Annotated in this window: 22 protein-coding genes and 2 tRNA genes; 18 read left to right on the top strand and 6 right to left on the bottom strand. The window is 71.4% G+C overall.

Going from position 1 to position 24,359, the window contains the following annotated elements; translation table 11 throughout:
- The first annotated feature begins 100 nt into the window (after positions 1-100).
- From SAM23877_RS07400 to SAM23877_RS07390, 3 genes are read left to right on the top strand one after another with little or no spacing between them, the layout of a single operon-like run.
- Entirely contained in the window at positions 101-1,153 is a 1,053-nt protein-coding gene (locus SAM23877_RS07400) for a chorismate-binding protein (protein WP_053128120.1), read from the top strand.
- A complete protein-coding gene (locus SAM23877_RS07395; protein ID WP_053128118.1) occupies positions 1,150-1,971 on the top strand; it encodes an aminotransferase class IV in 822 nt (273 codons plus the stop codon). Before SAM23877_RS07400 ends, SAM23877_RS07395 begins: the two co-directional genes overlap by 4 nt.
- A 48-nt stretch (positions 1,972-2,019) precedes the next feature.
- Positions 2,020-2,844, top strand: coding sequence for a GNAT family N-acetyltransferase (locus SAM23877_RS07390; RefSeq protein WP_053128116.1), 825 nt, complete (start codon positions 2,020-2,022; stop codon positions 2,842-2,844).
- 41 nt (positions 2,845-2,885) lie between these two features.
- On the opposite strand, the gene SAM23877_RS07385 is transcribed toward SAM23877_RS07390, so the two are convergent.
- Positions 2,886-3,407, bottom strand: coding sequence for a DsbA family protein (locus SAM23877_RS07385; protein ID WP_174532198.1), 522 nt, complete (start codon positions 3,405-3,407; stop codon positions 2,886-2,888).
- 191 nt (positions 3,408-3,598) lie between these two features.
- Between SAM23877_RS07385 and SAM23877_RS07380 the strand changes: the two genes are divergently transcribed.
- Both SAM23877_RS07380 and SAM23877_RS07375 read left to right on the top strand, forming a co-directional pair.
- Positions 3,599-4,048: a hypothetical protein gene (locus tag SAM23877_RS07380; protein ID WP_053128112.1), complete on the top strand. Its 450-nt coding sequence runs from the start codon at positions 3,599-3,601 to the stop codon at positions 4,046-4,048.
- A 193-nt stretch (positions 4,049-4,241) separates the two neighbouring features.
- A complete protein-coding gene (locus tag SAM23877_RS07375; protein WP_053128110.1) occupies positions 4,242-4,421 on the top strand; it encodes a hypothetical protein in 180 nt (59 codons plus the stop codon).
- A gap of 94 nt (positions 4,422-4,515) precedes the next feature.
- On the opposite strand, the gene SAM23877_RS07370 is transcribed toward SAM23877_RS07375, so the two are convergent.
- A complete protein-coding gene (locus SAM23877_RS07370) occupies positions 4,516-5,076 on the bottom strand; it encodes a CGNR zinc finger domain-containing protein (protein ID WP_053128109.1) in 561 nt (186 codons plus the stop codon).
- A gap of 536 nt (positions 5,077-5,612) precedes the next feature.
- On the bottom strand, positions 5,613-6,026 hold the full coding sequence (locus SAM23877_RS07365) for an SsgA family sporulation/cell division regulator (RefSeq protein ID WP_004002642.1): 414 nt from the start codon (positions 6,024-6,026) through the stop codon (positions 5,613-5,615).
- 191 nt (positions 6,027-6,217) lie between these two features.
- Here SAM23877_RS07365 and SAM23877_RS07360 point away from each other — a divergent pair, with 191 nt between their 5' ends.
- The 9 genes from SAM23877_RS07360 (at position 6,218) to SAM23877_RS07320 (ending at position 14,465) form a co-directional block, all read left to right on the top strand.
- Positions 6,218-6,673 carry a TIGR02611 family protein gene (locus tag SAM23877_RS07360; protein WP_053128107.1) on the top strand — a complete coding sequence of 152 codons (456 nt, stop codon included), beginning with the start codon at positions 6,218-6,220 and terminating at the stop codon, positions 6,671-6,673.
- Between the two features lie 79 nt (positions 6,674-6,752).
- Positions 6,753-6,824: transfer RNA gene (locus SAM23877_RS07355), tRNA-Val, on the top strand.
- A 406-nt stretch (positions 6,825-7,230) separates the two neighbouring features.
- Entirely contained in the window at positions 7,231-8,520 is a 1,290-nt protein-coding gene (locus SAM23877_RS07350) for an ABC transporter substrate-binding protein (protein ID WP_053128105.1), read from the top strand.
- The gene (locus tag SAM23877_RS07345) at positions 8,520-9,521 is read left to right on the top strand and encodes a carbohydrate ABC transporter permease (RefSeq protein WP_053128103.1); all 1,002 of its coding nucleotides are present in this window, start codon (positions 8,520-8,522) and stop codon (positions 9,519-9,521) included. Before SAM23877_RS07350 ends, SAM23877_RS07345 begins: the two co-directional genes overlap by 1 nt.
- Positions 9,518-10,408 (top strand): carbohydrate ABC transporter permease, encoded by an 891-nt coding sequence (locus SAM23877_RS07340; protein WP_053128101.1) that lies wholly within the window; start codon positions 9,518-9,520, stop codon positions 10,406-10,408. The genes SAM23877_RS07345 and SAM23877_RS07340 overlap by 4 nt, the downstream gene beginning before the upstream one ends.
- A gap of 12 nt (positions 10,409-10,420) precedes the next feature.
- Positions 10,421-11,020 carry a hypothetical protein gene (locus SAM23877_RS07335; protein WP_053128099.1) on the top strand — a complete coding sequence of 200 codons (600 nt, stop codon included), beginning with the start codon at positions 10,421-10,423 and terminating at the stop codon, positions 11,018-11,020.
- A 111-nt stretch (positions 11,021-11,131) separates the two neighbouring features.
- Positions 11,132-13,867 carry an exo-rhamnogalacturonan lyase family protein gene (locus tag SAM23877_RS07330; RefSeq protein WP_053128097.1) on the top strand — a complete coding sequence of 912 codons (2,736 nt, stop codon included), beginning with the start codon at positions 11,132-11,134 and terminating at the stop codon, positions 13,865-13,867.
- 40 nt (positions 13,868-13,907) lie between these two features.
- Positions 13,908-14,354, top strand: a complete 447-nt coding sequence (locus SAM23877_RS07325) for an SRPBCC family protein (protein ID WP_053142249.1) — start codon at positions 13,908-13,910, stop codon at positions 14,352-14,354.
- Between the two features lie 39 nt (positions 14,355-14,393).
- Positions 14,394-14,465 (top strand) — tRNA-Val (locus SAM23877_RS07320).
- 47 nt (positions 14,466-14,512) lie between these two features.
- On the opposite strand, the gene SAM23877_RS07315 is transcribed toward SAM23877_RS07320, so the two are convergent.
- The gene (locus SAM23877_RS07315) at positions 14,513-15,238 is read right to left on the bottom strand and encodes a 3'-5' exonuclease (protein ID WP_053128089.1); all 726 of its coding nucleotides are present in this window, start codon (positions 15,236-15,238) and stop codon (positions 14,513-14,515) included.
- Positions 15,239-15,409: 171 nt separating this feature from the next.
- Here SAM23877_RS07315 and SAM23877_RS07310 point away from each other — a divergent pair, with 171 nt between their 5' ends.
- The 4 genes from SAM23877_RS07310 (at position 15,410) to SAM23877_RS07295 (ending at position 20,053) form a co-directional block, all read left to right on the top strand.
- Positions 15,410-15,976: a DUF4365 domain-containing protein gene (locus SAM23877_RS07310; RefSeq protein ID WP_053142246.1), complete on the top strand. Its 567-nt coding sequence runs from the start codon at positions 15,410-15,412 to the stop codon at positions 15,974-15,976.
- The gene (locus SAM23877_RS07305) at positions 15,973-17,223 is read left to right on the top strand and encodes a hypothetical protein (RefSeq protein ID WP_053128087.1); all 1,251 of its coding nucleotides are present in this window, start codon (positions 15,973-15,975) and stop codon (positions 17,221-17,223) included. Before SAM23877_RS07310 ends, SAM23877_RS07305 begins: the two co-directional genes overlap by 4 nt.
- A gap of 151 nt (positions 17,224-17,374) precedes the next feature.
- On the top strand, positions 17,375-19,351 hold the full coding sequence (gene thrS / locus SAM23877_RS07300; protein WP_053128085.1) for a threonine--tRNA ligase: 1,977 nt from the start codon (positions 17,375-17,377) through the stop codon (positions 19,349-19,351).
- A gap of 150 nt (positions 19,352-19,501) precedes the next feature.
- The gene (locus SAM23877_RS07295; protein WP_053128083.1) at positions 19,502-20,053 is read left to right on the top strand and encodes an HIT family protein; all 552 of its coding nucleotides are present in this window, start codon (positions 19,502-19,504) and stop codon (positions 20,051-20,053) included.
- 24 nt (positions 20,054-20,077) lie between these two features.
- Here SAM23877_RS07295 and SAM23877_RS07290 read toward each other — a convergent pair whose 3' ends face one another.
- Both SAM23877_RS07290 and SAM23877_RS07285 read right to left on the bottom strand, forming a co-directional pair.
- Positions 20,078-21,739, bottom strand: coding sequence for a hypothetical protein (locus SAM23877_RS07290; protein WP_053128080.1), 1,662 nt, complete (start codon positions 21,737-21,739; stop codon positions 20,078-20,080).
- 218 nt (positions 21,740-21,957) lie between these two features.
- On the bottom strand, positions 21,958-24,156 hold the full coding sequence (locus SAM23877_RS07285; protein ID WP_053128078.1) for an elongation factor G-like protein EF-G2: 2,199 nt from the start codon (positions 24,154-24,156) through the stop codon (positions 21,958-21,960).
- Between the last annotated feature and the right edge of the window lie 203 nt (positions 24,157-24,359).

Genomic DNA, 24,359 nt, shown 5'->3' with positions numbered 1-24,359 from the left:
TTGTGCAGCGTGCTGCGGTGCGTCCGCTCGCGGACCTGGTCAGGGCACCTGGAAGGACACGTTCGGGTCACCTCGGGGACACCCGCCTAGACTCGGTCACGTGCTCGACCTGCCTCCCCTCGCCCGCTTCGGCGACCGCCTCGCCACCGGTCTCCTCGACGTCACGAGCGATCCCGCGGCCCTGGAGTCCGAGGGCTTCTGGGCCGTCTGCGCGGACTTCGAGGGCCGTCTGACCTGCGCCCGCTTCGCGGACGTACGGACGGAAGCGGTGCCGGCCCCGGTACCGGGCGGATGGCGGGGGCCGGCGGTCGGTGACTGGGCGTCCTCCCTCGACCGCGCCGCGTACACCGCGGCCGTGCGGCGGATACGCGCGCACATCGCCGCCGGTGAGGTCTACCAGGCCAACCTCTGCCGGGTGCTCTCGGCGCCCGTCGCCCCCGGCGCCGACGTGGACGCCCTCACCGCCCTGCTGGCCCGCGGCAACCCGGCGCCGTACGCCGGAACTATCCGGCTGCCGGGGCACGGCGTCGAGATCGCCACCGCGTCCCCCGAGCTGTTCCTGCGCCGCGACGGCCGGGTCGTCGAGTCCGGGCCGATCAAGGGAACCGGACGGACCGAGGCCGACCTGCTGGAGAAGGACTACGCCGAGAACGTGATGATCGTGGACCTGGTCCGCAACGACATCGGGCGGGTCTGCGCCACCGGCAGTGTGACGGTGCCCGACCTGTGCGCGGTGGAGAAGCACCCGGGACTCGTGCACCTGGTGTCGACGGTGCGCGGCGAGCTGCGCGCGGGCGCCGGCTGGCCGGAGCTGCTCGACGCGGCCTTTCCGCCCGGGTCCGTGACCGGCGCGCCCAAGTCGAGCGCCCTGCGGATCATCGACGCGCTGGAGAACGCGCCCCGGGGCCCGTACTGCGGGGGCATCGGCTGGGTCGACGCCGACCGGGGCACCGGGGAGCTGGCCGTCGGCATCCGCACCTTCTGGATCGACCGGCCCGCGGGGCTGCTGCGCTTCGGCACCGGCGCCGGCATCACCTGGGGGTCCGACCCCGAGGGGGAGTGGCGGGAGACGGAACTGAAGGCGTCCCGGCTGCTCGCGGTAGCGTCGGGGGTGTACGAGGTGACCGAAAGCGGAGAGGCGGTACAGACGTGAAGATCTGGCTCGACGGCGGGTTGCAGGACACCGATTCCGCCCGCGTCTCCGTCTTCGACCACGGGCTGACCGTGGGCGACGGCATCTTCGAGACGGTGAAGACGGTGGACGGCAGGCCGTTCGCGCTGACCCGGCATCTCGACCGGCTGACCCGTTCGGCACGCGGCCTGGGGCTGCCCGATCCCGACCTCGACGAGGTCCGTCGCGCCTGCGCGGCCGTCATCGAGGCCAACCCGATGCCGCTGGGCCGACTGCGCGTCACCTACACCGGCGGCCACGGTCCGCTCGGCTCCGACCGCGGCGAACACGGCCCGACCCTCGTCGTCGCCCTCGGCGAGACCGGCCGCCGCCCCGATTCCACGGCCGTCGTCACGGTCCCCTGGACCCGCAACGAGCGCGGCGCGCTCACCGGGCTGAAGACCACCTCCTACGCCGAGAACGTCGTCGCCCTCGCCCGCGCCCGCGAACGGGGCGCCTCGGAGGCACTGTTCGGCAACACGGTCGGGCAGCTCTGCGAGGGCACCGGGTCGAACGTCTTCGTGGTCCTCGACGGCGAGATCCACACCCCGCCCGTTGCCTCCGGCTGCCTCGCCGGCATCACCCGCGCCCTCGCCGTGGAGTGGACCGGCGCCCGCGAGACCGACCTCCCGCTGGAGGTCCTGGAGCGCGCCGACGAGATCTTCCTGACCTCCACGCTGCGGGACGTCCAGGCCGTGCACCGCGTGGACGACCGCGAACTGCCGGGCGCCCCGGGGCCGGTGACCGCGAAGGCCATGCGGATCTTCGAGGAGCGGTCCGGGGACGACCTGGACCCGTGAGCGGATATTCGGCTGCCCTCCGGGTCCCCGGCGGGTAGAACACCCGTGATGACCACGACCCTGCGGCCGACCGAGCCGCTTCAGCGCGCCGCCGACGGGACGCGTTCACGCCGCTACCAGGTCTGCGTGAACAGCCGTCCCGTCGGCGCGATACGCCTCGCCACCTCGCACGCCTTCGGCGACTCGGTCGCCGTGATCGACGAACTGCGCATCGACGAACCGGACCGCAGGCGAGGCCGGGGCACGGTCGCCGCGCTCGCGGCCGAGGAGGTCGCGCGGGGCTGGGGCTGCCGGCGGATCGAGGCGAGCGTCGCCGGTGACGCCGAGGCCGGACTGGGCCTGGCACGAACCCTCGGCTACGTCCTGCGCAACCGCGGCATGACCAAGCCCCTCGGCGACGCCCCGCCCGCCCTGCCCGCGGGCAGCGCCGCGCGGCCCATGACCCGGGACGAGTTCGAGACCTGGCACGCCTACGAGTCGCAGGAGTACGCCCGTACCTGGATCGAGCGGGGGGTCCCCGAGGCCGAGGCGCACGCCAAGGCGCGCCGCGATCACGAGCTGCTCCTGCCGCGAGGGCTCGACACCGAGAACATGCTGTTCAGCGTGTTGGAGCAGGAGGGTGTGCGGGTCGGCGTCCTGTGGCTGGCGCTGCGCGAGGACCGGGCCTACGTGTTCGACGTCGAGGCCGACGCGGCCCATCGGGGCCGGGGACACGGCCGTACGCTGATGCTGCTGGCCGAGGCGCAGGCGATCGCCGCCGGGCGGCCGCTGATCGGTCTCAACGTCTTCGCCGGGAACACCCCGGCCGAGCGGCTGTACGAGTCGCTCGGCTACACGACCACGCGGTACAGCTTCTACAAGCCCCTGCTCTAGCGCCGGCGCGGGCCCTGACACCCGGGCGTCAGGGCCCCGGATCAGCCCTGTTCGGCCAGCAGCCGGTCCGCGATCTCCTCGACGCGCTCGCGCAGCCCCTCCTGGCTCCTGCCGCCGTCGAGGCGCTCGCCGCCGATCACGTACGTGGGGGTACCGGTCACGCCGATCGCCTTGCCCTCGGCCTGATCGGCGTCGACGATCAGGATGTGCCGGCCGTCGATGAGCGCCGTGTCGAACTCCTCCGCGTCCAGTCCCAGTTCCCGGGCGACCTCGACCAGGAAGGGCTCGCCCTTGCGGTCCAGCTCGGTGATCCGGCCCAGCACGGCCTCGGCGTACGGCCACCCCTGCCCCTGGACCACGGCCTCCTCGGCGGCCTGCGCGGCGGCGAAGGAGTGCTTGTGCTTCTCCAGGGGGAAGTGCCGCAGCCGCAGCTCCAGGCGGTCGCCGTAGCGGGCGCGCAGGGCGCGGAGGTCCTCCAGCGCGGTGCGGCAGTCCGCGCACTGGAGCTCGCACCAGACGTCGAGGACGGGCGCGGCGGGACGGTCGGGGGAGAGGTCGCTCATGCCCCCATTCTCCCAGCCCGGGGGACGGCGCCCCGACCACCGTCGTACGCCGCTCACCGGCACCTGGGGAGGAGCGCCGACCCCGAGATCTCCCTGATCTCCGGCGGCGGCATGGCCCGACGGCGTCCGGACGGTGCAGGATGGAAGGGACGACGTACTCAAGCCCGAGCGAGCCCAGCCTGGAGGACCGGATGATTGCCGAGACCGTCTGCTCCGCGGTGTCCGCGGCGGGCCTGGGCATCGCGGCGGTCACCGCGTACCGCAGGCGTTTCCTCACCGCGGCCCGCATCGCCGCCTACTCGCTCGTCCCGATCGGCCTGGTGATGACCGGCGTCGTCGAGTGGCTGGCCGACACGGCCTTCAGTCCGGTGGCCTGGGCGGGCTTCGCGGTGCTGGGCGTCTCCTGGGCGCTCTTCATGACTACGCGCGCCGTGGAGCGCCGCCGCGGTGGCACACGCAAGGAGCGCAAGGAGGCCCGGGCCGCGGCGCGGCGCGACGCGGTGGCCCCGGCGGCCTCGGCACCGTCCCTCGGCCCCGGTGACCGCCAGGCCACCCGGCCCGCCGCCAAGCCGACGGCCGCGCCCCGGGGTGACGAGGACTTCAGCGACATCGAAGCCATCCTGAAGAAGCACGGCATCTGACGCCCGTCAGCAGAAGCACGGCATCTGACGCCCCTCTCCGCCGCCACTGAAACGACCCAGCGGTCCGAGGCCGTCAAGGCGTGCTCCGGAATGATCACGTTCCGACCCGGACCTTGCGGATTCAACGAACTCCCGGTCCGTGCTGGCGTGTTGATCGCGTGGGCCCCGCACACTGCGTCATCATCGCGGCGAGATGCCGGACACCACTCAGCTGGATCCCCAGCTGGACACGAGACAGAGCGAAACCGCGCCCACACGGAGTGAACCGCGCGGCTGCCTCTTCGCCCTTTCCCAGCCACCGCTCATGATCTTCCTTGCGGTGATCGGGTGTCTGCTGCTCATGGCTGCGTTGCACGATCTGCTGTTGCTGTGAGCCGTACCCGCGTTCCCCGGCGCCACCCGCCGGGGATCGCGTCGCCGTCCGGGCACCACCCGGTCCCGGCGTCCGGGGGCGTGCGGGGGCGACGTCAGCCCGCGGCCTCCTTGCGCCGTGCCCGGTACGCGGCCACGTGCAACCGGTTTCCGCACGTACGGCTGTCGCAGTACCGCCGGGAGCGGTTGCGCGAGAGGTCGACGAAGGCACGCCGGCAGTCGGGGGCCTCGCACCGCCGCAGCCGCTCCTGCTCCCCGGCGACCACGAAGAAGGCCAGCGCCATTCCGCAGTCGGCGGCCAGGTGGTCCGCGACGGAGGCGCCGGGTGCGAAGTAGTGGATGTGCCAGTCGTAGCCGTCGTGGTCGGTGAGCCGGGGCGTGGTTCCGGCGGCGGCGACCAGATCGTTGATCAGCCCCGCCGCGGTGCGGGCCTCGGGCGCCGCGAAGACCGCGGCGAACCGGCCGCGGATCTTGCGCACCGCCGAGAGGTCGAGTGCGGAGAGCACTCCGACGTCGCTGATTTCGTGCGTTCCCACAAATTCCTGGAGGGCCGCGACATCCGGCAGCCCGTCGGGCGCCGTATCGTCCTCCGGCACGGTGTTCACCAGATCCACCACGGTGTCGAGGGCACACCGGGTGTCGTGGGTGATCAGCACATTTCGCTCCCTGGCCTGGGGTCGGGCGGGCGCCCGCCGATGCTGGCCGATGGTAGTGGCTTGCGCGGCGGGGGAACCGGCTCCGATTACGGCCTCTGCCGCCGGCCGGCCCGGCGCCGGTCCGCCGGTCGCCCGTACAACGGCGGCCGCCCGGTCTTCGTTCCCGGCCGGAGACCGCGAGACCGCGAGACCGCACGGCGGCGTCAGGGGCGTCGGCGGCGTCGGACGTGCCATGGGTGTCGGAAGCTCAACGGCGCCGGGGGCGGGAGCAGCCGGCGGGGCGGTGGGGCCGGGCCGGGCCGCAGGGGCGTCCAGGGCCGGAGAAGAGAGGCCGACGGCGGCGGGGGCCCCGGACGGCGTGCGAGGGAGCAGGACCGGCGACAGGGCGCCTTCGCGAGGTCCCGTGGATCCGGGACACGCCGACGCCGCCTCCGCGGAGATCCGCGGCGACGACGCCGTGTGTGCCGTATGCGGTTGTCCGGGCCCGTGCCGTCACCCCGAGTCGACGGCGACGGGCGGCTTCACGGGGCCTCGCCCTAGCTTTCCGCCAGGATGTGCGAGAGCTCCTGATCGAGGTCGAAGTGCCGGTGTTCCGTGCCGGGCGGCACGGCGGCGTCTGTGCGCTTCAGGAAGGACTCCAGGGCCCGCGCCGGGGCCTCCAGCAGTGCCTCGCCCTCAGGGGAGCTCAGAGCGATGCACACGACGCCCTGGCCATGACTGCGCGACGGCCAGACACGGACGTCGCCGGTGCCGGTGGGACGGTGGAGACCTTCGGCGAGGAGGTCGCGGGCGAACACCCACTCGACGGTCTCCTCGGCTCCGGTGTGGAAGGTGGCGTGCACGGCGTAGGGGTCGGCCGTGTCGTACCGCAGGCCTGCGGGGACAGGCAGGGAGGACTCGCTCGACACAACGAGGCGCAGGTGCAGCTCGCAGCTGACCGTGGTGTTCATAAGCGCCAGGGCCTTTCGCTCAGTGTGCGCTCGGGGATTCGCACGTCGGCGAAATCGACATGCCACCTACGGTGCCGTTGTAAACCCCTCTGAGCGTTTTGCGGGTGTTTACGTAACTCTTCCGGCCGAGCGGTCGTTCGGGTCCTGCGCCCATTCCGGTGACAGGTTTCGCTCCGGTAGTGTTTGGCTGTATGAACACGGGGAGTAACAAGCCCGGCGAGGCAGCCGTGGCGGAGGACCGTACGGGGACGGACGACGAGGCCGCGGCCGCGCGGGCCCTCGGTTCGCGGGCGCCGGACTTCATCAAGGCGCGCCGCGCCCTGCACCTGAGCTGGCAGGTCGGCGTCTTCATCGTCGGGCTCGCGGTCGTGGTGGCCGGCATCATCATGCTGCCGCTGCCCGGCCCGGGCTGGGTCGTGATCTTCGGGGGCATGGCCATCTGGGCGACCGAGTTCGTCTGGGCCCAGCTCGTCCTGCGCTGGACCAAGCGCAAGGTCACCGAGGCGGCGCAGCGCGCCCTCGATCCCAGGGTGCGGCGCCGGAACATCATCCTGACCTCGATCGGCCTGGTGATCGTGGCCGTGCTGGCCGGGATCTACCTGTACAAGTTCGGCCTGCAGATGCCCTGGAAGATCAAGGACCAGTGAGGGGCGGCGGGGGTGCGGCGACCCGGCCCCCGCTGGTCACGGGCACCCCCTGACATGGGGTAATGTTCTTCCTGCGTCCGGGCGATTAGCTCAGTGGGAGAGCGCTTCGTTCACACCGAAGAGGTCACTGGTTCGAACCCAGTATCGCCCACCGGATCATCAGGCGGCCCGGCTCACGATCGTGAGCCGGGCCGCTTCGTCGTGCGACGCGCCGCCGGAGGAGTCGTCCTTGCCCACGGGACGGGTACGCCCGGGCGGCCGGGGCGGCCGTGCATCCGTTCCGCTTTCCGCCCGGCTTCACCCAACCGTGACCTTCCGCGTCGCCCGCTCCGGCGGGCTCGCCGGTGTTCGGCTCCTCGGCCACGCCGCGCCGACCTGCGGAATCGGCCCCTCCGTCCGGGAGCGGGCGGGACCTGGGGCTCTCTCGCGGTCGGCGTCCCGTGCACATCAATCCCGTCCGACTCATTGACGGGCCCCCGGGACCTTCGTACCTTGTGCCAGCAAGCGCTTACTTGAAACGATTCATGGGGCGGACGCCACGTCGCGGGGAGGCTCATATGCAGCAGGGCAGCAAGGTGGAGAGGCGGACGGTCCTCAAGGCGGCGGGGGCCTCGCTGGCCGTCGCGGGGCTGGGGGCCACGGCCACCGCGTGCGGCGGCGACAGTGGGTCGGGAGACGGAACAGTGACGATCCGTTACTCCTGGTGGGGTGCGGAGGACCGGGCGCAACGCATCAACAAGACCATCGCCCTCTTCGAGAAGAAATACCCGAAGATCAAGGTCAAGACCGACTTCCAGCCGTACACGGACTTCTGGAAGAAGTTCAACACCCAGGCCTCCGGCGGAAATCCACCGGACGTCTTCCAGAATGCCATCGGATTCCTGCGCAAATACGACGCGAAGAACGTTCTGCTCGACCTGGGCGCACAGGTCGAGGCGGGCAACCTCTCCATGGACGGCTTCCGCGCGGGCCTGGAGAAGTTCGGGGAGATCGACGGCAAACTCCTCGGTGTGCCCGTCGGTTCGAACTCGATGGCCCTCGTCATCGACAAGCCCGTCTACACCCGCGCCGGGATCAAGCCCGAACAGGGCTGGACGTGGGACGACTTCCACGAGGCGATGACCAGGGTCCGGGACCGGACGGGGCGTGCGGGCGACAGCGGCATGTACGGCGTGATGTACCTCTACGACCTGTACCTGCGTCAGAACGGCAAGGCCTTCTTCACCGAGGACGGCCTCGGCTTCTCCGAGGCGGACCTGACCGCGTGGTGGAGCAAGGCGGAGAGGGACGTGAAGTCCGGTCTCTTCGCAGACCCGAAGAAGGTCGCCCAGATCAAGCCCAAGTCGGCGCTCTCCGCCGAACTCGCCGGCAGCGAGTACACCTGGGACAACTTCACCGTCCGCTACACCTCCGAGGGCAAGAGCGAGTACGGTCTCGCGCCGATCCCCACCACGGACGGCAAGCGGACCGGCCAGTACCTCGGTTCGCTGATGCTCAGCGCCTACAAGCGCACCCGGCATCCCAAGGAAGTCGCCCAGTTCATCGACTTCATGGTCCACGACCCCGAGGTCGCCGAGATCATGGGTTACGACCGCGGCGTGCCGACGACGCAGGCCCAGTACGACGCCTACCGCCCGGCCGACCCGGTCAACAAGGCGATCGCCGCCTACGAGCAGTCCCTCGTCGACGCGGGTGTCCTGGAGGAGATCACCCCGCACCCGAACGGCGCCGACATCTGCGAGGCCGCGTTCCTGCGCATCGCCGAGGAGATGGCGCTCGGCGAGCGGTCCGTCGAGGACGCCGTGAAGCAGTTCTTCACCGAGTCGAAGACGGCTCTCGTCGGCTGATGGGAAGCGCCGTGACACACGCCCCCGTGAGGGAGGGCCTGGCCGAGGGCTCCAGCCCGCGGCACGGCCCGGTGAAGTCCCCGCGCTCCGCCGAGCTGAAGCGGCGGGGCCGCCGGGAGAACCTGGCCGGCTACCTCTTCATGTCCCCCTGGATCGCCGGGTTCCTGCTGCTGACGGCGGGACCGATGGTCGCCTCGCTCTACTTCGCGTTCACCGACTACAACCTGTTCGACGCCCCGAAGTGGATCGGCCTGGACAACTTCTCCGAGATGTTCGGCGACCCGCGCTGGCGTCACTCGGTGCAGGTCACCCTCTGGTACGTCGTCGTCGGCACGCCGATCAAGCTGATCGCCGCACTGGGCGTGGCGCTGCTGCTGGCGCAGAAGCGGCGGGGCCAGGCCTTCTACCGGGCCGCCTTCTACGCGCCGTCGCTGATCGGCGCGAGCGTCTCCGTCGCCGTCGTGTGGAAGGCGATCTTCTCGGACGACGCGGCCGTCGACCGCACCCAGCAGTTCTTCGGGATCGACGCCGGTGGCTGGACCGGTGACCCGGATCTGATCATCTACAGTCTCGTGGCCCTCACCGTCTGGCAGTTCGGCGCCCCGATGGTCATCTTCCTGGCCGGCCTGAAGCAGGTCCCGCGCGAACTGTACGAGGCGGCCGACGTCGACGGGGCGAGCAGGCTGCGGCAGTTCTGGAACATCACGCTGCCGATGATCTCCCCGGTCCTCTTCTTCAACGTCCTGCTGGAGACCATCCACTCCTTCCAGATCTTCAGCTCCGCCTACATCGTCGGCGGCGGGGCCGGGGGCAACGCCTGCGGTCCGGCCGACGGTTCCATGGTCTACACCTGCTACCTGTACGTCCAGGGCTTCGAGAACAGCCGCATGGGCCTGGCCTCCGCCATGGCCTGGATGCTGCTGGTCGCGGTTGCCCTGGTCACCGCGGTGCTGTTCTGGTCACAGAAGCGCTGGGTGCACTACGAGGAGGGCGGCCGATGAGCGCGCAGGCCACCGAAGTCACGCCGGCCCCGTCCGCGAAGGGCGCCCTGCGGCGCAGGCTGCCGGGCTCGCTCGCCTGGCACATCGGGTCCCTGGCGATCCTGGCGGTGATCCTCTACCCGGTGGTGTGGGTCGTCGGCGGCTCCTTCAAGGAGAGCGGGGACATCGTCGGCAGCCTGGACCTCTTCCCGGCCGACCCGATCGTCTCCAACTACACGAGCCTGGCCGACGGCATCGCCGACATCTCGATCTCCACCTTCTTCCTCAACTCGCTCTTCCTCGCGGTGGGCTCGGTGATCGGGATCGTGGTGTCCTGCTCGCTGACGGCGTACGCCTTCGCGAAGATCAGGTTCGCAGGCCGCAACCTGCTCTTCACGCTGATGATCGGCACGCTGCTGCTGCCGTACCACGTGCTGCTGATCCCGCAGTACGTGCTGTTCCGCAACCTGGACATGATCAACACGTACACCCCGTTGCTGCTGGGGAAGTACCTGGCCACGGAGGCGTTCTTCGTCTTCCTCATGGTGCAGTTCATGCGCAACCTGCCGCGGGAGCTCGACGAGGCGGCCCGTCTCGACGGCTGCGGGCACCTCCGCATCTACTGGTCGATCGTGCTTCCGCTGTGCCGCCCGGCCCTGATCACGAGCGCGATCTTCACCTTCATCAACGCGTGGAACGACTTCATGGGCCCGCTGATCTACCTCAACGAGCCCGGCAAGTACACCGTCTCCCTCGGCCTGAAGATGTTCGTCGACCAGGAAGGGCTGGCGAACTACGGCGGCATGATCGCCATGTCGCTCGTCGCGCTGCTGCCCGTCCTCGCCTTCTTCCTGGCCTTCCAGCGCTATCTGATCGACGGCATGGCGACGTCCGGTCTGAAGGGTTGAGGTGAACCGATCATGACCGAGGCGCGTGCGCGGGCCCGCACCGAGCGGGAGGAGTCGCGGTTCGCCGAGAGGTTCGCCCTGTTCGCCGAGTGCCTGCTCACCGGCGTGTGGATCGCGGTGGCCTCCCTGCCGCTGGTCACCTACCCCGCTGCGTTCGCGGCCGGGTCGCGGCACCTCGGGCGCCGGCTCGCCCACGAGCGCGGCGGCCTGCGGGAGTTCGCCGCCGACTTCCGGTCGGCGCTGCGCCGCGGGTGGGTCGTGGGGGTCGCCGGCTGGGCCGCCCTGGCGGTGGTGTGGGCGGACGTACGGGCCGTGCGCGACGGACTGCCGGGCGGCCCCGTGGTGGGCGCCGTCGGCGTGCTCGCCCTGATCGGCGCGGCCGTGGCGGGGCTGCGCGCGGCGGCTTCGTGGCAACCCGGCGCCTCCTGGCGGTCGCTGCTCGCAGGGGCCGGCCGCCGCACCGTGCTCGACCCCGCCGGCTCCTTCCTGATCGTCGGCGGGCTGGCCGTGGTGGTCTGCTCCGCCTGGTTCAGCGCCCCACTGGCGGTCGCCGTGGTGGGTGCCGTCGCCGCGGCGGCCGTCGCCGTGGAGGAGCGTCACCGGAACCGCTGACGGCGGCGTCCGCCCCGGGTCCGGCGCTTCGGCGCCGCACCTCTGTCTGTCATGCCCCTGACATGCCCTACGCGACACGTCCGGCATCCGCACGCAACGGAAGGAAAGGCCATGTCCCCCATCCCCCGCAGGTCCCTCCTCAAGGCAGCCGCAGCCGCCGGAGCCGCCGCCCAGTTCAGCTGGGCCCTGGGCGCGGGGAACGCCCAGGCCGCTCCAGCCGCCGAGACCGGCGACGCCGGGCCCGTCACCCTGACCTGGCTGGAGGACGGCGGCCTGGGCGCCGCCCCCGGCTCCACCGTCGGCGTCCCCTGGCCCAAGGGCACCTGCCAGGAGGACCAGGCCTTCGCCGTCACGGACGCCGGCGGGGCGGCCGTACCCGTGCAGTCCTGGCCCCTGGCGTACTGGCCGGACGGCTCCCTGAAGTGGACCGCGCACGCCGTGGGCTCCGGCACCGGCGCGCTCACCCTGACCACCGGCACCCCCGCGGCTCCCGCGAAGAAGGTCACCGTCGACCGGCGCGGCGGAACGATCGACATATCGACCGGCGTCATCACCGCGAGAATCGGCACGTCGGGATCGACACTCGTCAGGTCGGTCACCAGAGGCTCCACCGAGATCGCGAAGAACGGCCGCCTCGTCCTGCTGCGCCAGCCCGAGATCGAGGACGGCGACCAGGGCACGGTGAAGTACGAGCGCTTCGACGGCGCCGTCGACGAGGTGGAGGTCGAGCAGGCCGGCCCGGTCCGCGCCGTCGTCCGCGTCGACGGCAAGCACCGCAAGGGCAACCGCGGCTGGCTCCCCTTCTCCATCCGCCTCTACTTCTACGCGGGCGCCGACTCCTTCCGCATGGTGCACACCGTCACGTTCGACGGGAAGCAGGAGCCCGGAAAGGCGAGCGGCGACTTCGTCCGGGGCCTCGGAGTCCGCTTCACCGTCCCGATGCGCGACGAGTCCTACGACCGCCACATCCGCATCGGCGGCGAGGGCACCGGTCTGCTGCGCGAGGCCGTCAAGGGCATCACCGGACTGCGCCGCGACCCCGGAGCGGCCGTCCAGGCGGCTCAGTACGCGGGGGAGAAGCTCCCCGACCCCGCCACCTGGGACCAGCGGGTCACCACCCGCCTGAAGTACATCCCGGAATGGGGCGACTACACCCTCTCCCAGCTCTCCGCCGACGGCTTCACGCTGCGCAAGCGCACCAAGAAGGGCCACGGCTGGATCGGCGCCGGCGGCGGCCGGCGCGCCTCGGGCTTCGGCTACGTCGGTGGAACGAGCGGCGGACTCTCCTTCGGGCTGCGCGACTTCTGGGAGAAGTACCCGGCCCAGCTCGACATCCGCGACGCACAGACCGACGAGGCCGAGGTCACCCTCTGGCTCTGGTCACCCGAGGCCCAGCCCATGGACCTGCGCTTCTACCACGACGGCCTGGGCCAGGACACCTTCCCCGAGCAGATCGAGGGCCTCAACATCACCTACGAGGACTACGAGCCCGGGTTCGGCACCCCGTACGGCATCGCCCGCACCTCCGAGCTGCTCTTCTGGGCCAACGCCGCCACCCCGAGCGCCGAGCGGCTCGCCGAACAGGTCGAGGCCGTGCGCGTCCTGCCGCAACTGGCCGCCCCGCCCGAGCAGCTCATCAGGGCCGGAGTCTTCGGCCCCGGCCTCTACGCCGAGCCCGACCGCTCCACCCCCGCCAAGGCGAAGATCGAGGACCACCTCGACTTCCTCTTCACCTACTACAAGGACCAGGTGGAGCAGCGCCGTTGGTACGGCTTCTGGGACTACGGCGACATCATGCACACCTACGACACCACCCGCCACCAATGGCGCTACGACGTCGGCGGCTACGCGTGGGACAACTCCGAACTCTCGCCCGACCTCTGGCTCTGGTACGCCTACCTGCGCTCCGGCCGCGCCGACATCTTCCGCTTCGCCGAGGCCATGACCCGGCACACCGGCGAGGTCGACGTCTACCACCTGGGGGAGTGGGCCGGACTCGGCACCCGGCACGGTGTCCAGCACTACGCGGACAGCGCCAAGCAGCAGCGCATCGCCAACACCACCTACCGGCGCTTCTACTACTTCCTCACCGCCGACGAGCGCGTCGGCGACCTGATGCGGGCCAACGTCGACTCCGACGAGACGTTCCTCGCCCTCGACCCGCTCCGCAAGATCCGCACCGAGCCCTACACCCCCGACCGGCACGCCCTGTCGATCGGCTTCGGCACCGACTGGAGCGGCCTGGTCTCGGCGTGGCTGACCGAGTGGGAGCGCAGGGGCCCCCAGTGGGAGAAGGCACGCGCGCGCGTGCTGTCCACCATGGAGACCATCGCCGCCCAGCCCAACGGCTTCGTCCAGGGCAGCGGCCTGTACGACCTGGACACGGGCAGGTTCGCCGTGGCCGACACCCCGAAGGTGGAGGTGTCCCACCTGTCGGCCGTCTTCGGCCTGAACGAGCTGTGCGCCGAGCTGATCGACCTCGTCGACATGCCGGAGTTCCACGAGGCGTACTACGACTACTGCCGCTACTTCAACGCCACCAAGACCGAACAGGCGGCCCGGTACGGCAGCAACTTCGGCAGCCTCATCCTCTTCCAGGGGCACTCGCGTCTCGACGCCTACGCGGCCGTGCGGACCGGGGACGAGAAGCTCGCCGCGCGCGCGTGGCAGAAGTTCTACGACTCCGACGGCTACAAGGAGTCGGCACCCTGGCGGACCGAGAAGCTGAACGGCCCCGCCGCGCTGGTACCGGGCAGCGAGGCGCCCTGGGTCTCCACCAACGACACCGCGCTCTACGGACTCGCCGCCATCGAGAACCTGGCACTTCTGGGGGACAGGATGCCGTAGTCCGCACGTGCCGGACGCGGGCACGGGCACACTCCGGTACGTGGACTGGAACCATTACCGATTCCGCAGCCTGTGGACCCTGCCCGCGCCCGTCCCGGCCGTCTACCGGGAACTGGAACGGATCGAGGACTACCCCCGCTGGTGGCCGCAGGTGCGCGAGGTCACCCGGCTCGACGACACCAGCGGCCTCGTCCGCTTCCGTTCCCTCCTCCCGTACGACCTGACCGCGACCCTGCGCGAGGGGCGGCGCGACCCGGAGGCCGGGGTGCTGGAGGTCGCGATGAGCGGTGACATGGAGGGCTGGGCGCGCTGGACGCTCGGTCCGCGGGGCTCCGGCACCCTCGCCCGCTACGACCAGGAGGTCGTCGTGCGCAAGCCGCTGCTGCGCCGCCTCGCCGTGCCGGGACGGCCCCTGTTCCGGGCCAACCACCGGCTGATGATGCGGGCGGGGCGCCGCGGGCTGGCCGCTCGGCTGGAAGCGGTTTGAAGAGTGCGTGCCGGTCCCTGTATGGTTCAGTGCGTTCCCGGGCGATTAGCTCAGTGGGAGAGCGCTTCGTTCACACCGAAGAGGTCACTGGTTCGAACCCAGTATCGCCCACCGGGAAAAGCCGGTCCGTCGCACGACGGGCCGGCTTCTTCGTGTGCTCACGCCGCCGCCGGCAGGTCGGGACGCAGTGGCCAGGCCGGGTCCACCGCCTCCTCCGTCCCGTTGAGCGCGAACCACGCCTGGAGCCCCCGCGCCTGCCCCGCGTGCCACACCGCCTGGAGCGTGTGCAGCTCGGCGGCCGAGAGGCGCTCCAGCCGCCCCGGGAAGCGGCGGCCCACCGCCCGTACGACCTCCAGCGCGGCCTGCGCGTCGGCCGCCGCGTCGTGCGCGCCCTCCAGCTCGACGCCGTAGTGCGCGCACAGGTCGGTGAGGGTGCGGCGGCCCTTGCGGTAGCGGTCCAGGTGTTTGTCGAGCACGCGCGGATCCAGCACGTGCAGGGACGTCCGCTCCAGCCAGCGGCCCAGGGACGAGGCGCGGTGCCGGCGCAACTCCCGGTCCACCAGCGTGAGGTCGAACGGCGCGTTCATCACCACGAGCGGGCGCCCCGCGCGGGCCTGCTCGGTCAGCGCCTCGGCTATCTCGTACATCACCGGCGCCGGCCAGCGGCCGTGGCGCTGCAGATGCTCCTCCGTCAGTCCGTGCACCGCCGTCGCCGCCTCCGGCACCGGCACACCCGGATTCACCAGCCACCGGGTCACCCGGGGCCTGAGGCCCGGGGCGTCCTGCACGACGAGGGCCGCCGACACGATCCGGTCGGTCTCGACGTCCACACCCGTGGTCTCCGTGTCGAAGGCGGCCAGGGGCCCCTCGTACCAGCACGTCATAGGGCACTCAACTCCTCCTGCGGCAACGGCTGCTGACGCGCCGTCTTCTGTCCCGGTTCGGTGATACCCGGGCTGTTTGCGGCGTACGCCGGAAGGACACAACAGGAGTACGGGTCTTTGCAGTTCAGCGACCCGCAGTGGGGACGCACCAGTTTCGGAAGGCTGTTGGTCATGGCCATAGCGCAGCCCGAACGGGGCGGGCTGCTGCCTGAGCGCATCGCGCCCACCCGCGGCTCCCTCGCCACCACCGCCTGCATGGAGACCCTGCAGGTCGGCTACCTGCACGCGGTCGCGGCGGCGGCGGGCTGCTCGCTCTCGCAGCCCTTCCCGGACAACGGCATCGACTGGCACGTCAGCCACAGCGCCCCCGGGCACACGGTCGACGACGAGGTCACCATCAAGGTGCAGCTCAAGGCCACGTACCAGCTCCCGCCCAGCCCACCGGGCCGCTTCTTCTCCTTCACGCTCGACAACGACCACCTGGCGAAGCTCGCCCGCACCCCGGTCTCCGTGCACAAGATCCTGGTCGTGATGATCGTCCCCCGGTCCCGGGACCAGTGGCTGCGCGCCGGCCACGACCGGCTCGACCTCAGGCACTGCTGCTACTGGACCAACCTCGCCGGACATCCGGTCACCGGCCGGCGGCGCACCACCGTGCGGATACCGACCGCACGGGTCTTCGACGACCGGGCGCTGTGCGAGATCATGACGCGGGTCGGGACGGGAGGGACACCATGACGCACCGCCCGACCGGTGAGCCGCCGCGGCCCCTCGGGCCGCACCCCGTCCACGCCACGGGTGACGGTGCCCGGGACGACCACACGCCGGAGCCCGCCGCCGTGGACCCGGCCGTGCTGACCGCCCTGCTCCACCGGCACGGCTGGCGGCGTCGCGGCGGCGCCCCCGGCCGGTACGGCCGCTGGACCCCGCCCGGCCCGGGCGCCGGTGCCACCAGCCTGCTGGTGCCCGTCAGCCGCTCCTTCCCCGACAGCGACGACCTGCTGGGCGAGGCGCTGCTCGCCCTGTCCCGCAGCGGCACACCCGCCGCCCGCGAGATCCTCGTCTCCCTCGCCGTACCCAGCGACGAGATCCGCTGGGCGCGCGACGTGCCGGCCGGGCCCGGTGACGCCTCCTCGTGGACCGCGGAGGAGCGGCTGCGCTCCGCCGCCCGCCGGATGCTGCTCGCCGGCGCGCTCGCCACGCGCGCGCGGGCGGGCTACTACGGCGCCCGGCACCGGCGTGCCGCGGCCGAAGCCCTGGAGAACGTCCTGGTCGGTCCCGCCCCCGGCGGCCGCCGGCTCACGGCGTTCGTGCCCGTCACCACCGGCCGCCCCCTCGCCGTACGCCTCCACCACGCCCTGTACGCGGCCCGCGAGGCCGTCGACTACCGGCGGGCCACCGGCGGCACGGAGGCCTTCGACGCCGCGGTGGCGGCGGGCGTCAGCCACGAACTGACCGAGGCGCTCGTCGCCCTGGTCCGCGGCACCGAGGGGGCCCGCGTCACCGTCGACTGGGCCCCGGCCGCCGGCGTCCCCGAGGGCTGCGCCGCCCTCGCCGAACCGGTGGAGTTCTCGCCCGGCGACCTGCCCGCCCTGCGGGAGGCCGCCACCCGCTACCTGCGGGCGGAGCCCTCCGTGCCGGTGCGGATCACCGGCACCGTCGTCCGGATGCGCCGGCCCGGCCCGCGCGGCGCGGGCACCGTACGGCTGCGCGTGCTGGCCGGTGCGGACGTCCCGCAGGTCCGGATCACGCTCGACGAGGAGGCCTACCGGATCGCCGGGCACGCCCATCTGGTGGGGCTGCCGGTGCGGGTGCTCGGCCGGCTGGAGAGCCGGGGCGGATTCCGCCGGCTCACCGGCGCCTGCGAGATCGCCCCCGTGCCGGTCGACGACGCGGAACGGGACCGGCTCCTGAAGGCGGTGCAGGAGCACGTCGAGGTGGCGGCCTTCTTCGAGGAGACCTGCGGCGGGGACTGCGCGGACTGACCACCTGGAGCGGCGGCGGGGACTGCGCGGACCGACCACCTGGACCTGCGGAGGGAACGATTTCGCGATGCACCGGCCCGGGTCGGTACGATCGCCCTCACGCGTGCGCTCCGGTATGGCGCCGCGGCCCCCCTTCAGTCAGGAGAGACCGGTGTCAGACGTCCGTGTGATCATCCAGCGCGATTCCGAGCGGGAAGAACGCGTGGTGACGACGGGCACCACGGCCGCCGAGCTCTTCGCCGGCCAGCGCTCGATCATCGCGGCGCGGGTGGCCGGCGAGCTCAAGGACCTCGCCCACGAGGTCCGGGACGGCGAGACCGTCGAGGGCGTCGAGATCTCCTCCGAGGACGGCCTGAACATCCTGCGCCACTCCACGGCGCACGTCATGGCGCAGGCCGTGCAGGAGCTCTTCCCCGAGGCCAAGCTGGGCATCGGCCCGCCGGTCAAGGACGGCTTCTACTACGACTTCGATGTCGAGAAGCCCTTCCACCCCGATGACCTCAAGGCCATCGAGAAGAAGATGCAGGAGATCCAGAAGCGCGGTCAGCGCTTCTCGCGTCGCGTCGTGACCGATGACGAGGCCCGCGAGGAGCTCGCCGACGAGCCGTACAAGCTGGAGCTCATCGGCATCAAGGGCTCCGCGTCGCACGACGACGGCGCGGACGTCGAGGTCGGCGCCGGCGAGCTGACGATCTACGACAACCTGGACGCCAAGACCGGCGACCTGTGCTGGAAGGACCTCTGCCGAGGCCCCCACCTGCCCACCACCCGGAACATCCCGGCGTTCAAGCTCATGCGCAACGCCGCCGCCTACTGGCGCGGCAGCGAGAAGAACCCGATGCTCCAGCGCATCTACGGCACCGCCTGGCCGACCAAGGACGAGCTGAAGGCGCACCTGGAGTTCCTCGCCGAGGCCGAGAAGCGCGACCACCGCAAGCTCGGCAGCGAACTCGACCTCTTCTCGATCCCCGAGCAGATCGGCTCGGGCCTGGCCGTCTTCCACCCCAAGGGCGGCATCATCCGCCGGGTCATGGAGGACTACTCGCGGCGGCGCCACGAGGAGGAGGGCTACGAGTTCGTCTACACCCCGCACGCGACGAAGGGGAAGCTCTTCGAGACCTCGGGCCACCTGGACTGGTACGCCGACGGCATGTACCCGCCCATGCAGCTTGACGAGGGCGTGGACTACTACCTCAAGCCCATGAACTGCCCGATGCACAACCTGATCTTCGACGCGCGCGGACGTTCCTACCGTGAACTGCCGCTGCGCCTCTTCGAGTTCGGGACCGTGTACCGGTACGAGAAGTCGGGCGTCGTGCACGGCCTGACCCGGGCCCGCGGCTTCACCCAGGACGACGCGCACATCTACTGCACCCGCGAGCAGATGTCGGAGGAGCTCGACAAGACGCTCACCTTCGTCCTGAACCTGCTGCGCGACTACGGCCTCACCGACTTCTACCTGGAGCTGTCCACCAAGGACCCGGAGAAGTTCGTCGGCTCGGACGAAGCCTGGGAAGAGGCCACCGAGACGCTGCGCCAGGTCGCCGAGAAGCAGGGCCTGCCCCTGGTCCCGGACCCGGGCGGCGCCGCCTTCTACGGCCCGAAGATCTCGGTGCAGGCCAAGGACGCCATCGGGCGCACCTGGCAGATGTCGACCATCCAGCTCGACTTCAACCTGCCGGAGCGCTTCAACCTGGAGTACACGGCCGCCGACGGCACCAAGACCCAGCCGGTGATGATCCACCGCGCGCTGTTCGGCTCCATCGAGCGCTTCTTCGCGGTGCTCCTTGAGCACTACGCGGGCGCCTTCCCGGCCTGGCTCGCGCCGGTGCAGGCGGTGGGCATCCCGGTGGGTGACGCACACGTCGAGTATCTGGAGAAGTTCGCCGCGGAGGCCAGGCAGAAGGGTCTGCGGGTGGAGGTCGACGCCTCCTCCGATCGCATGCAGAAGAAGATCAGGACGGCCCAGAAGCAGAAGGTGCCGTTCATGATCATCGTGGGTGACGACGACATGAACGCGGGCACGGTGTCGTTCCGTTACCGCGACGGCTCGCAGGAGAACGGCATCCAGCGTGACGATGCGCTGGCGAAGCTCGTTGACGTCGTGCAGCGCCGCGTGCACGTGTGATTGCTCCCCGCAAGAGCGGGGCTGGCCCCAAGATTCGCAAGGCCCAAGAGCACAAGGCGCCGTGCTCCCCGCCGAAGCGGGGCTTCAGGCCCCCGGGATCTTCCCGGGGGCCTTTCCCTGTCGCCGTGCGCGACGCCATATGCTGCACGCATGACGAGTGAGCCGGAGCAGCAGATCGGAGTGGGGACGCAGGACGCGTTCCAGCGCCTGTGGACGCCCCACCGGATGGCCTACATCCAGGGCGAGAACAAGCCGAGCGGCCCGGGCGCCGACGACGGCTGCCCCTTCTGCTCGATCCCGGCCAAGTCCGACGAGGACGGGCTGGTGGTCCGGCGCGGCGAGCACGTGTACGCGGTGCTCAACCTGTACCCGTACAACGGCGGTCACCTCATGACCGTGCCGTACCGCCACGTCGCCGACTACACCGAGCTGACCGCAGTGGAGACCGCGGAGCTCGCCGAGCTGACCAAGCAGGCAATGACGGCCCTGCGCACCGCCTCCGGCGCCCACGGCTTCAACATCGGCATGAACCAGGGCTCGGTGGCCGGCGCGGGCATCGCCGCCCACCTCCACCAGCACGTCGTGCCCCGCTGGGGCGGGGACACGAACTTCATGCCGGTCGTCGGCCACACCAAGGTGCTGCCGCAGCTGCTGGGGGACACCCGCAAGATGCTGGCGGAGGCGTGGCCCTCCGCCGAGTAGCGGCGGGCAGGCCCCGGGAGGGGCCTACGCGTTGTACAGATCCGCCTTGCCCGGCGCCGGGTCCTGCACGGCCGTGCTGAGGAAGGCCGAGCGCGTCCCGAACTTCTCCGTGTCCACGCCGTTCTCCTGCAGCACCTTGATCGCCGCCGAGTGCACCACCCGCAGCACCGGCGCGGCCGCCCGCAGGGCGTCGTCGGCCATGAAACGGTGCCGCCACGGCTGGTCCGCCCAGGCGTGCCGCAGCCCGAAGGGCTCCGGCAGTCCGATCGAGCCGCCGAGCCAGTTGAGCAGCGGCGGATACCAGGTGAGCGGGGCGCGCACCGCGAGCCGTACCACCTCGTTCGCGGTGACCAGCGGGAGCATCACCTTGCGTGTCTCCCACGGCTTGAACGACTTGGCGACCTCCTTGGAGGGGGCTTCCGGCTTGGTGGTGAAGAGCGGGTTCACCGGGCCCAGCGCGTGCCCCGTGACCTCGATGCGCAGCGTCTCGTGCAGCACGGTCACGGTGATCAGCATGGTGATGACCAGCTGGCCGTCCCACAGGGTCCACTGGACGCCCAGGTAGTGCCGGTCACCGGCCCCGAACTGCTGCTTGTTGCAGATGTCCTGTATCGCGTGGGACTTGACCTGGTACGCCTCGACGTCCGTGCCCTCCGGACGCGACACCGCCGTGGCGTTCTCGCCGATCGGCGTCACCACCCAGTGCCGTATGGACGGCTTCGGGAAACCGCCGGTGTTCAGCGGACCGCGCTCCAGCATGCGCAGCTGGTCGTGGACCGCCCGGACGACGTCCCAGCTGCGGAAGGGGTGGATCTCCCGGGTCGGGTCGGCCGGCACCAGGTTCTCGGCGAGCTGCCAGCTGCCCCAGCGCGTGCCCATGCCGAGTATGCCCTTGGGACCGGCGTAGAAGACCGAGTTGGACTGCTGCTCGGCGCCGAGCTTGGCCAGGGACTGCCGGAGCTGCTCGGCCGCCGTCTCGCCCGGATTGCTGGGCACCGCCTCGGGAACCTTGGCGCCGACGCCGCTGCCCGACAGGAGGCCGTCCCAGCGCTCCCGCAGATCCCTGGCCGTGCCCTCGCAGATCCGCTTGGCCCAGAACCAGCCGACCACCGGCAGGACGACCGCCGCGCGCGCGTACCAGGCCCAGAAGCCCGTGAAGGGCATCTTGACGAGGAACAGCACCGCCAGCGCGGCGATGGCCACGAGCACCGCGGTGCCCAGCGCCCCGGCCTGCTTGTTCTCCGCCTTGGCGACGGTGGTGCGGATCTGGAAGCCGAGCAGCCACACCAGCATGCCGGGCAGGAACAGCAGGCCGCACAGCACGATCACCATGGACAGCCGCGCGTCGCGGGCCTTGCGGATGCCGTTGGCCGCCAGACAGTGCTCGACGACCACCTGCGGCTCGGCCCCGAAGGACTGGATGAGGGGCTTGCGTCCGCCGCCCAGCATCCGGTCGGCCACCGCGCGGGAGAACGCCTCCCCGAGGTTGGGCCGGAAGATCGTGGCCCAGGACCGGCCCGGGTTGACGGCCGTCTGGTGCCACTCGTTGTCGGCCTTCTTGATCTCCTCCATCGGGTTGTCCCGGTAGGCGGCCGAGGCCAGCGCGAAGGTGGCCGTCTGCCCCCCGCCGTCCGTACGCGGCACCTGCGGCCCGAAGAAGTCCGCGTAACCGCCGTCAACGGTCATACCCGCCCCCGATCGCCACCACTGTCGTTCTGCGGCCTTCCCGACTTCCCAGCCCCGCACACCTGTTGATCAGGTCATCAGCGTATCCGCCGCGACCGGCATGCGTCACCGGACGCCGGAAGGCGCCCGCGGACGCGCGGGTCGACCGCGTACACGCGCCGTCGCACGCCGGGTCGCCACCACCGGCGCGGGGGAGTCCCGCGCCGGCCCCGGCAGCGCTACGACACGGCCCGCAGCTCCTCCCGCACCCGGTCCGCGATCTGCTGCGGCATCGGTTCGTGCCGCGCGTACCGGCGGTCGAAGCGCGCGGTGCCGTGCGACAGGGAGCGCAGGTCCACGGCGTACCGGCCGATCTCCAGCTCGGGCACCTCGGCCCGGATCACGGTCCGGCCCCCGCTGGTCTGCTCGGTGCCGAGCACCTTGCCGCGCCGCCCGGACAGGTCGCTCATGACGGCGCCCACGTACGCGTCGCCGACCAGGACGCTCACCTCGGCGACCGGCTCCAGCAGATGGATCCTCGCCTCGGCCGCCGCCTCCCGCAGCGCCAGCGCGCCCGCCGTCTGGAACGCGGCGTCCGAGGAGTCCACCGAGTGCGCCTTGCCGTCGAGGAGCGTCACCCGTACGTCGATCAGCGGATGGCCCGCGACGACTCCCTTCGCGGCCTGCGCGCGCACGCCCTTCTCGACGGACGGGACGAACTGCCGGGGCACCGCGCCGCCGACCACCTTGTCGACGAACTCGATGCCCGAACCGTTCGGCAGCGGCTCCACCTCGAGCTCGCAGATGGCGTACTGCCCGTGCCCGCCGGACTGCTTGACGTGCCGGCCGCGCCCCGCCGCCCTGCTCCCGAACGTCTCCCGCAGGGACACCCGGTGCGGTACGACGTCGACCTGGACGCCGTACCGGCTGCGCAGCCGTTCGAGCGCCACGTCGGCGTGGGCCTCGCCCAGGCACCACAGGACCACCTGGTGCGTGTCCTGGTTCTGCTCCAGCCGCATCGTCGGGTCCTCGGCGACCAGCCGCGCCAGTCCCTGGGAGAGTTTGTCCTCGTCGGGCTTGCTGTGCGCCTCTATGGCGAGCGGCAGCAGCGGGTCGGGCATCTCCCACGGGGCCATCAGCAGCGGGTCGTCCTTGGCCGACAGCGTGTCCCCGGTCTCCGCGCGGCTCAGCTTGGCCACACACGCCAGGTCGCCCGCGATCACGTGCGGGACCGGCCGCTGCTGCTTGCCGAACGGCGTCGACAGGGCGCCGATCCGCTCGTCGACGTCGTGATCCTCATGGCCGCGGTCGGCCAGCCCGTGGCCGGAGACGTGCACCGTCTGGTCGGCGCGCAGGGTGCCCGAGAACACGCGGACCAGCGAGATCCGGCCGACGTAGGGATCGGAGGACGTCTTGACGACCTCCGCGACCAGCGACTCGTCGGGATCGCACCTCCGCAGCTCGCGCGGCGCGCCGTCGGGCGTGGTGACCGGGGGCGCCGCGCGCTCCAGGGGGGTCGGGAAGCCGCGGGTGACCAGCTCCAGCAGCTCGACCGTACCGAGTCCCTGGCGGGCGCCCTCGGCCGCCGGGGCGGCGGCCAGGACGGGGAAGAACACCCCGCGGGCCACGGCCCGCTCCAGATCCTGGATGAGCGTCCTGACGTCGACCTGCTCGCCGCCGAGATAGCGCTCCATGAGGGTCTCGTCCTCGCTCTCCGAGATGATCCCCTCGATCAGCATGGACCGGGCCTCGTCGATCAGCGGCAGCCGGTCCCCGTCCGGCTCCGACTCCCTGCGCTCGCCGGACGCGTAGTCGAACAGCTTCCGCGACAGCAGCCCGATGAGTCCGGTCACGGGCGCGTGCCCGTCGGGCGCCTGCGGCCCTCGCAAGGGCAGGTACAGCGGCAGTACGGCATCGGGGTCGTCCCCGCCGAAGGCCTCCGCGCAGATCCGCGTCATCTCCTCGAAGTCCGCGCGGGCGGCCTCCAGGTGCGTGATCACGATCGCGCGCGGCATGCCGACGGCGGCGCACTCCTCCCACACCATGCGGGTCGAGCCGTCCACGCCGTCGGAGGCCGAGACGACGAAGAGGGCCGCGTCCGCCGCACGGAGACCGGCCCTCAGCTCACCGACGAAGTCGGTGTACCCGGGAGTGTCCAGGAGGTTGACCTTGATGCCGTCCCATTCCACCGGCACCAGCGACAGCTGTACGGACCGGTGCTGCCGGTGCTCCATCTCGTCGTAGTCCGAGACGCAGCCGCCGTCCTCCACGCGGCCCGCCCGGTTCAGTGCTCCCGCCGTCAGCGCGAGAGCCTCCACCAGAGTCGTCTTGCCCGATCCGGAGTGGCCGACCAGCACCACATTCCGTACGGACGTGGGATGGTCGGCCGCCGTCGCCCTTCCGGCGGCTCCGGGGTGGGTGTGCGCCTTGTCGCCCATGTCCTTGCCTCCCGTGCACGGTGAGGTCGCTGTGGGCGCGGACACGCGGGACCGCGTGCTGGCGGCTCCGGTGACGCCCGCGGTCCTTCGAGCTTTCCACTCCCGTCACGCGCCGTCCATACGAAGGCCCCGATCCCGCCGCCCCACCGGCCGCCCACCGGGGGAGAGGGTGCCCGGCCGTCACCCACGCGCGCGCGTGGCTA

Origin of the sequence: Streptomyces ambofaciens ATCC 23877, from assembly GCF_001267885.1 — a bacterium.
GTDB classification, from domain to species: Bacteria; Actinomycetota; Actinomycetes; order Streptomycetales; family Streptomycetaceae; genus Streptomyces; species Streptomyces ambofaciens.
This window is presented reverse-complemented; position numbering and strand designations above follow the sequence as displayed.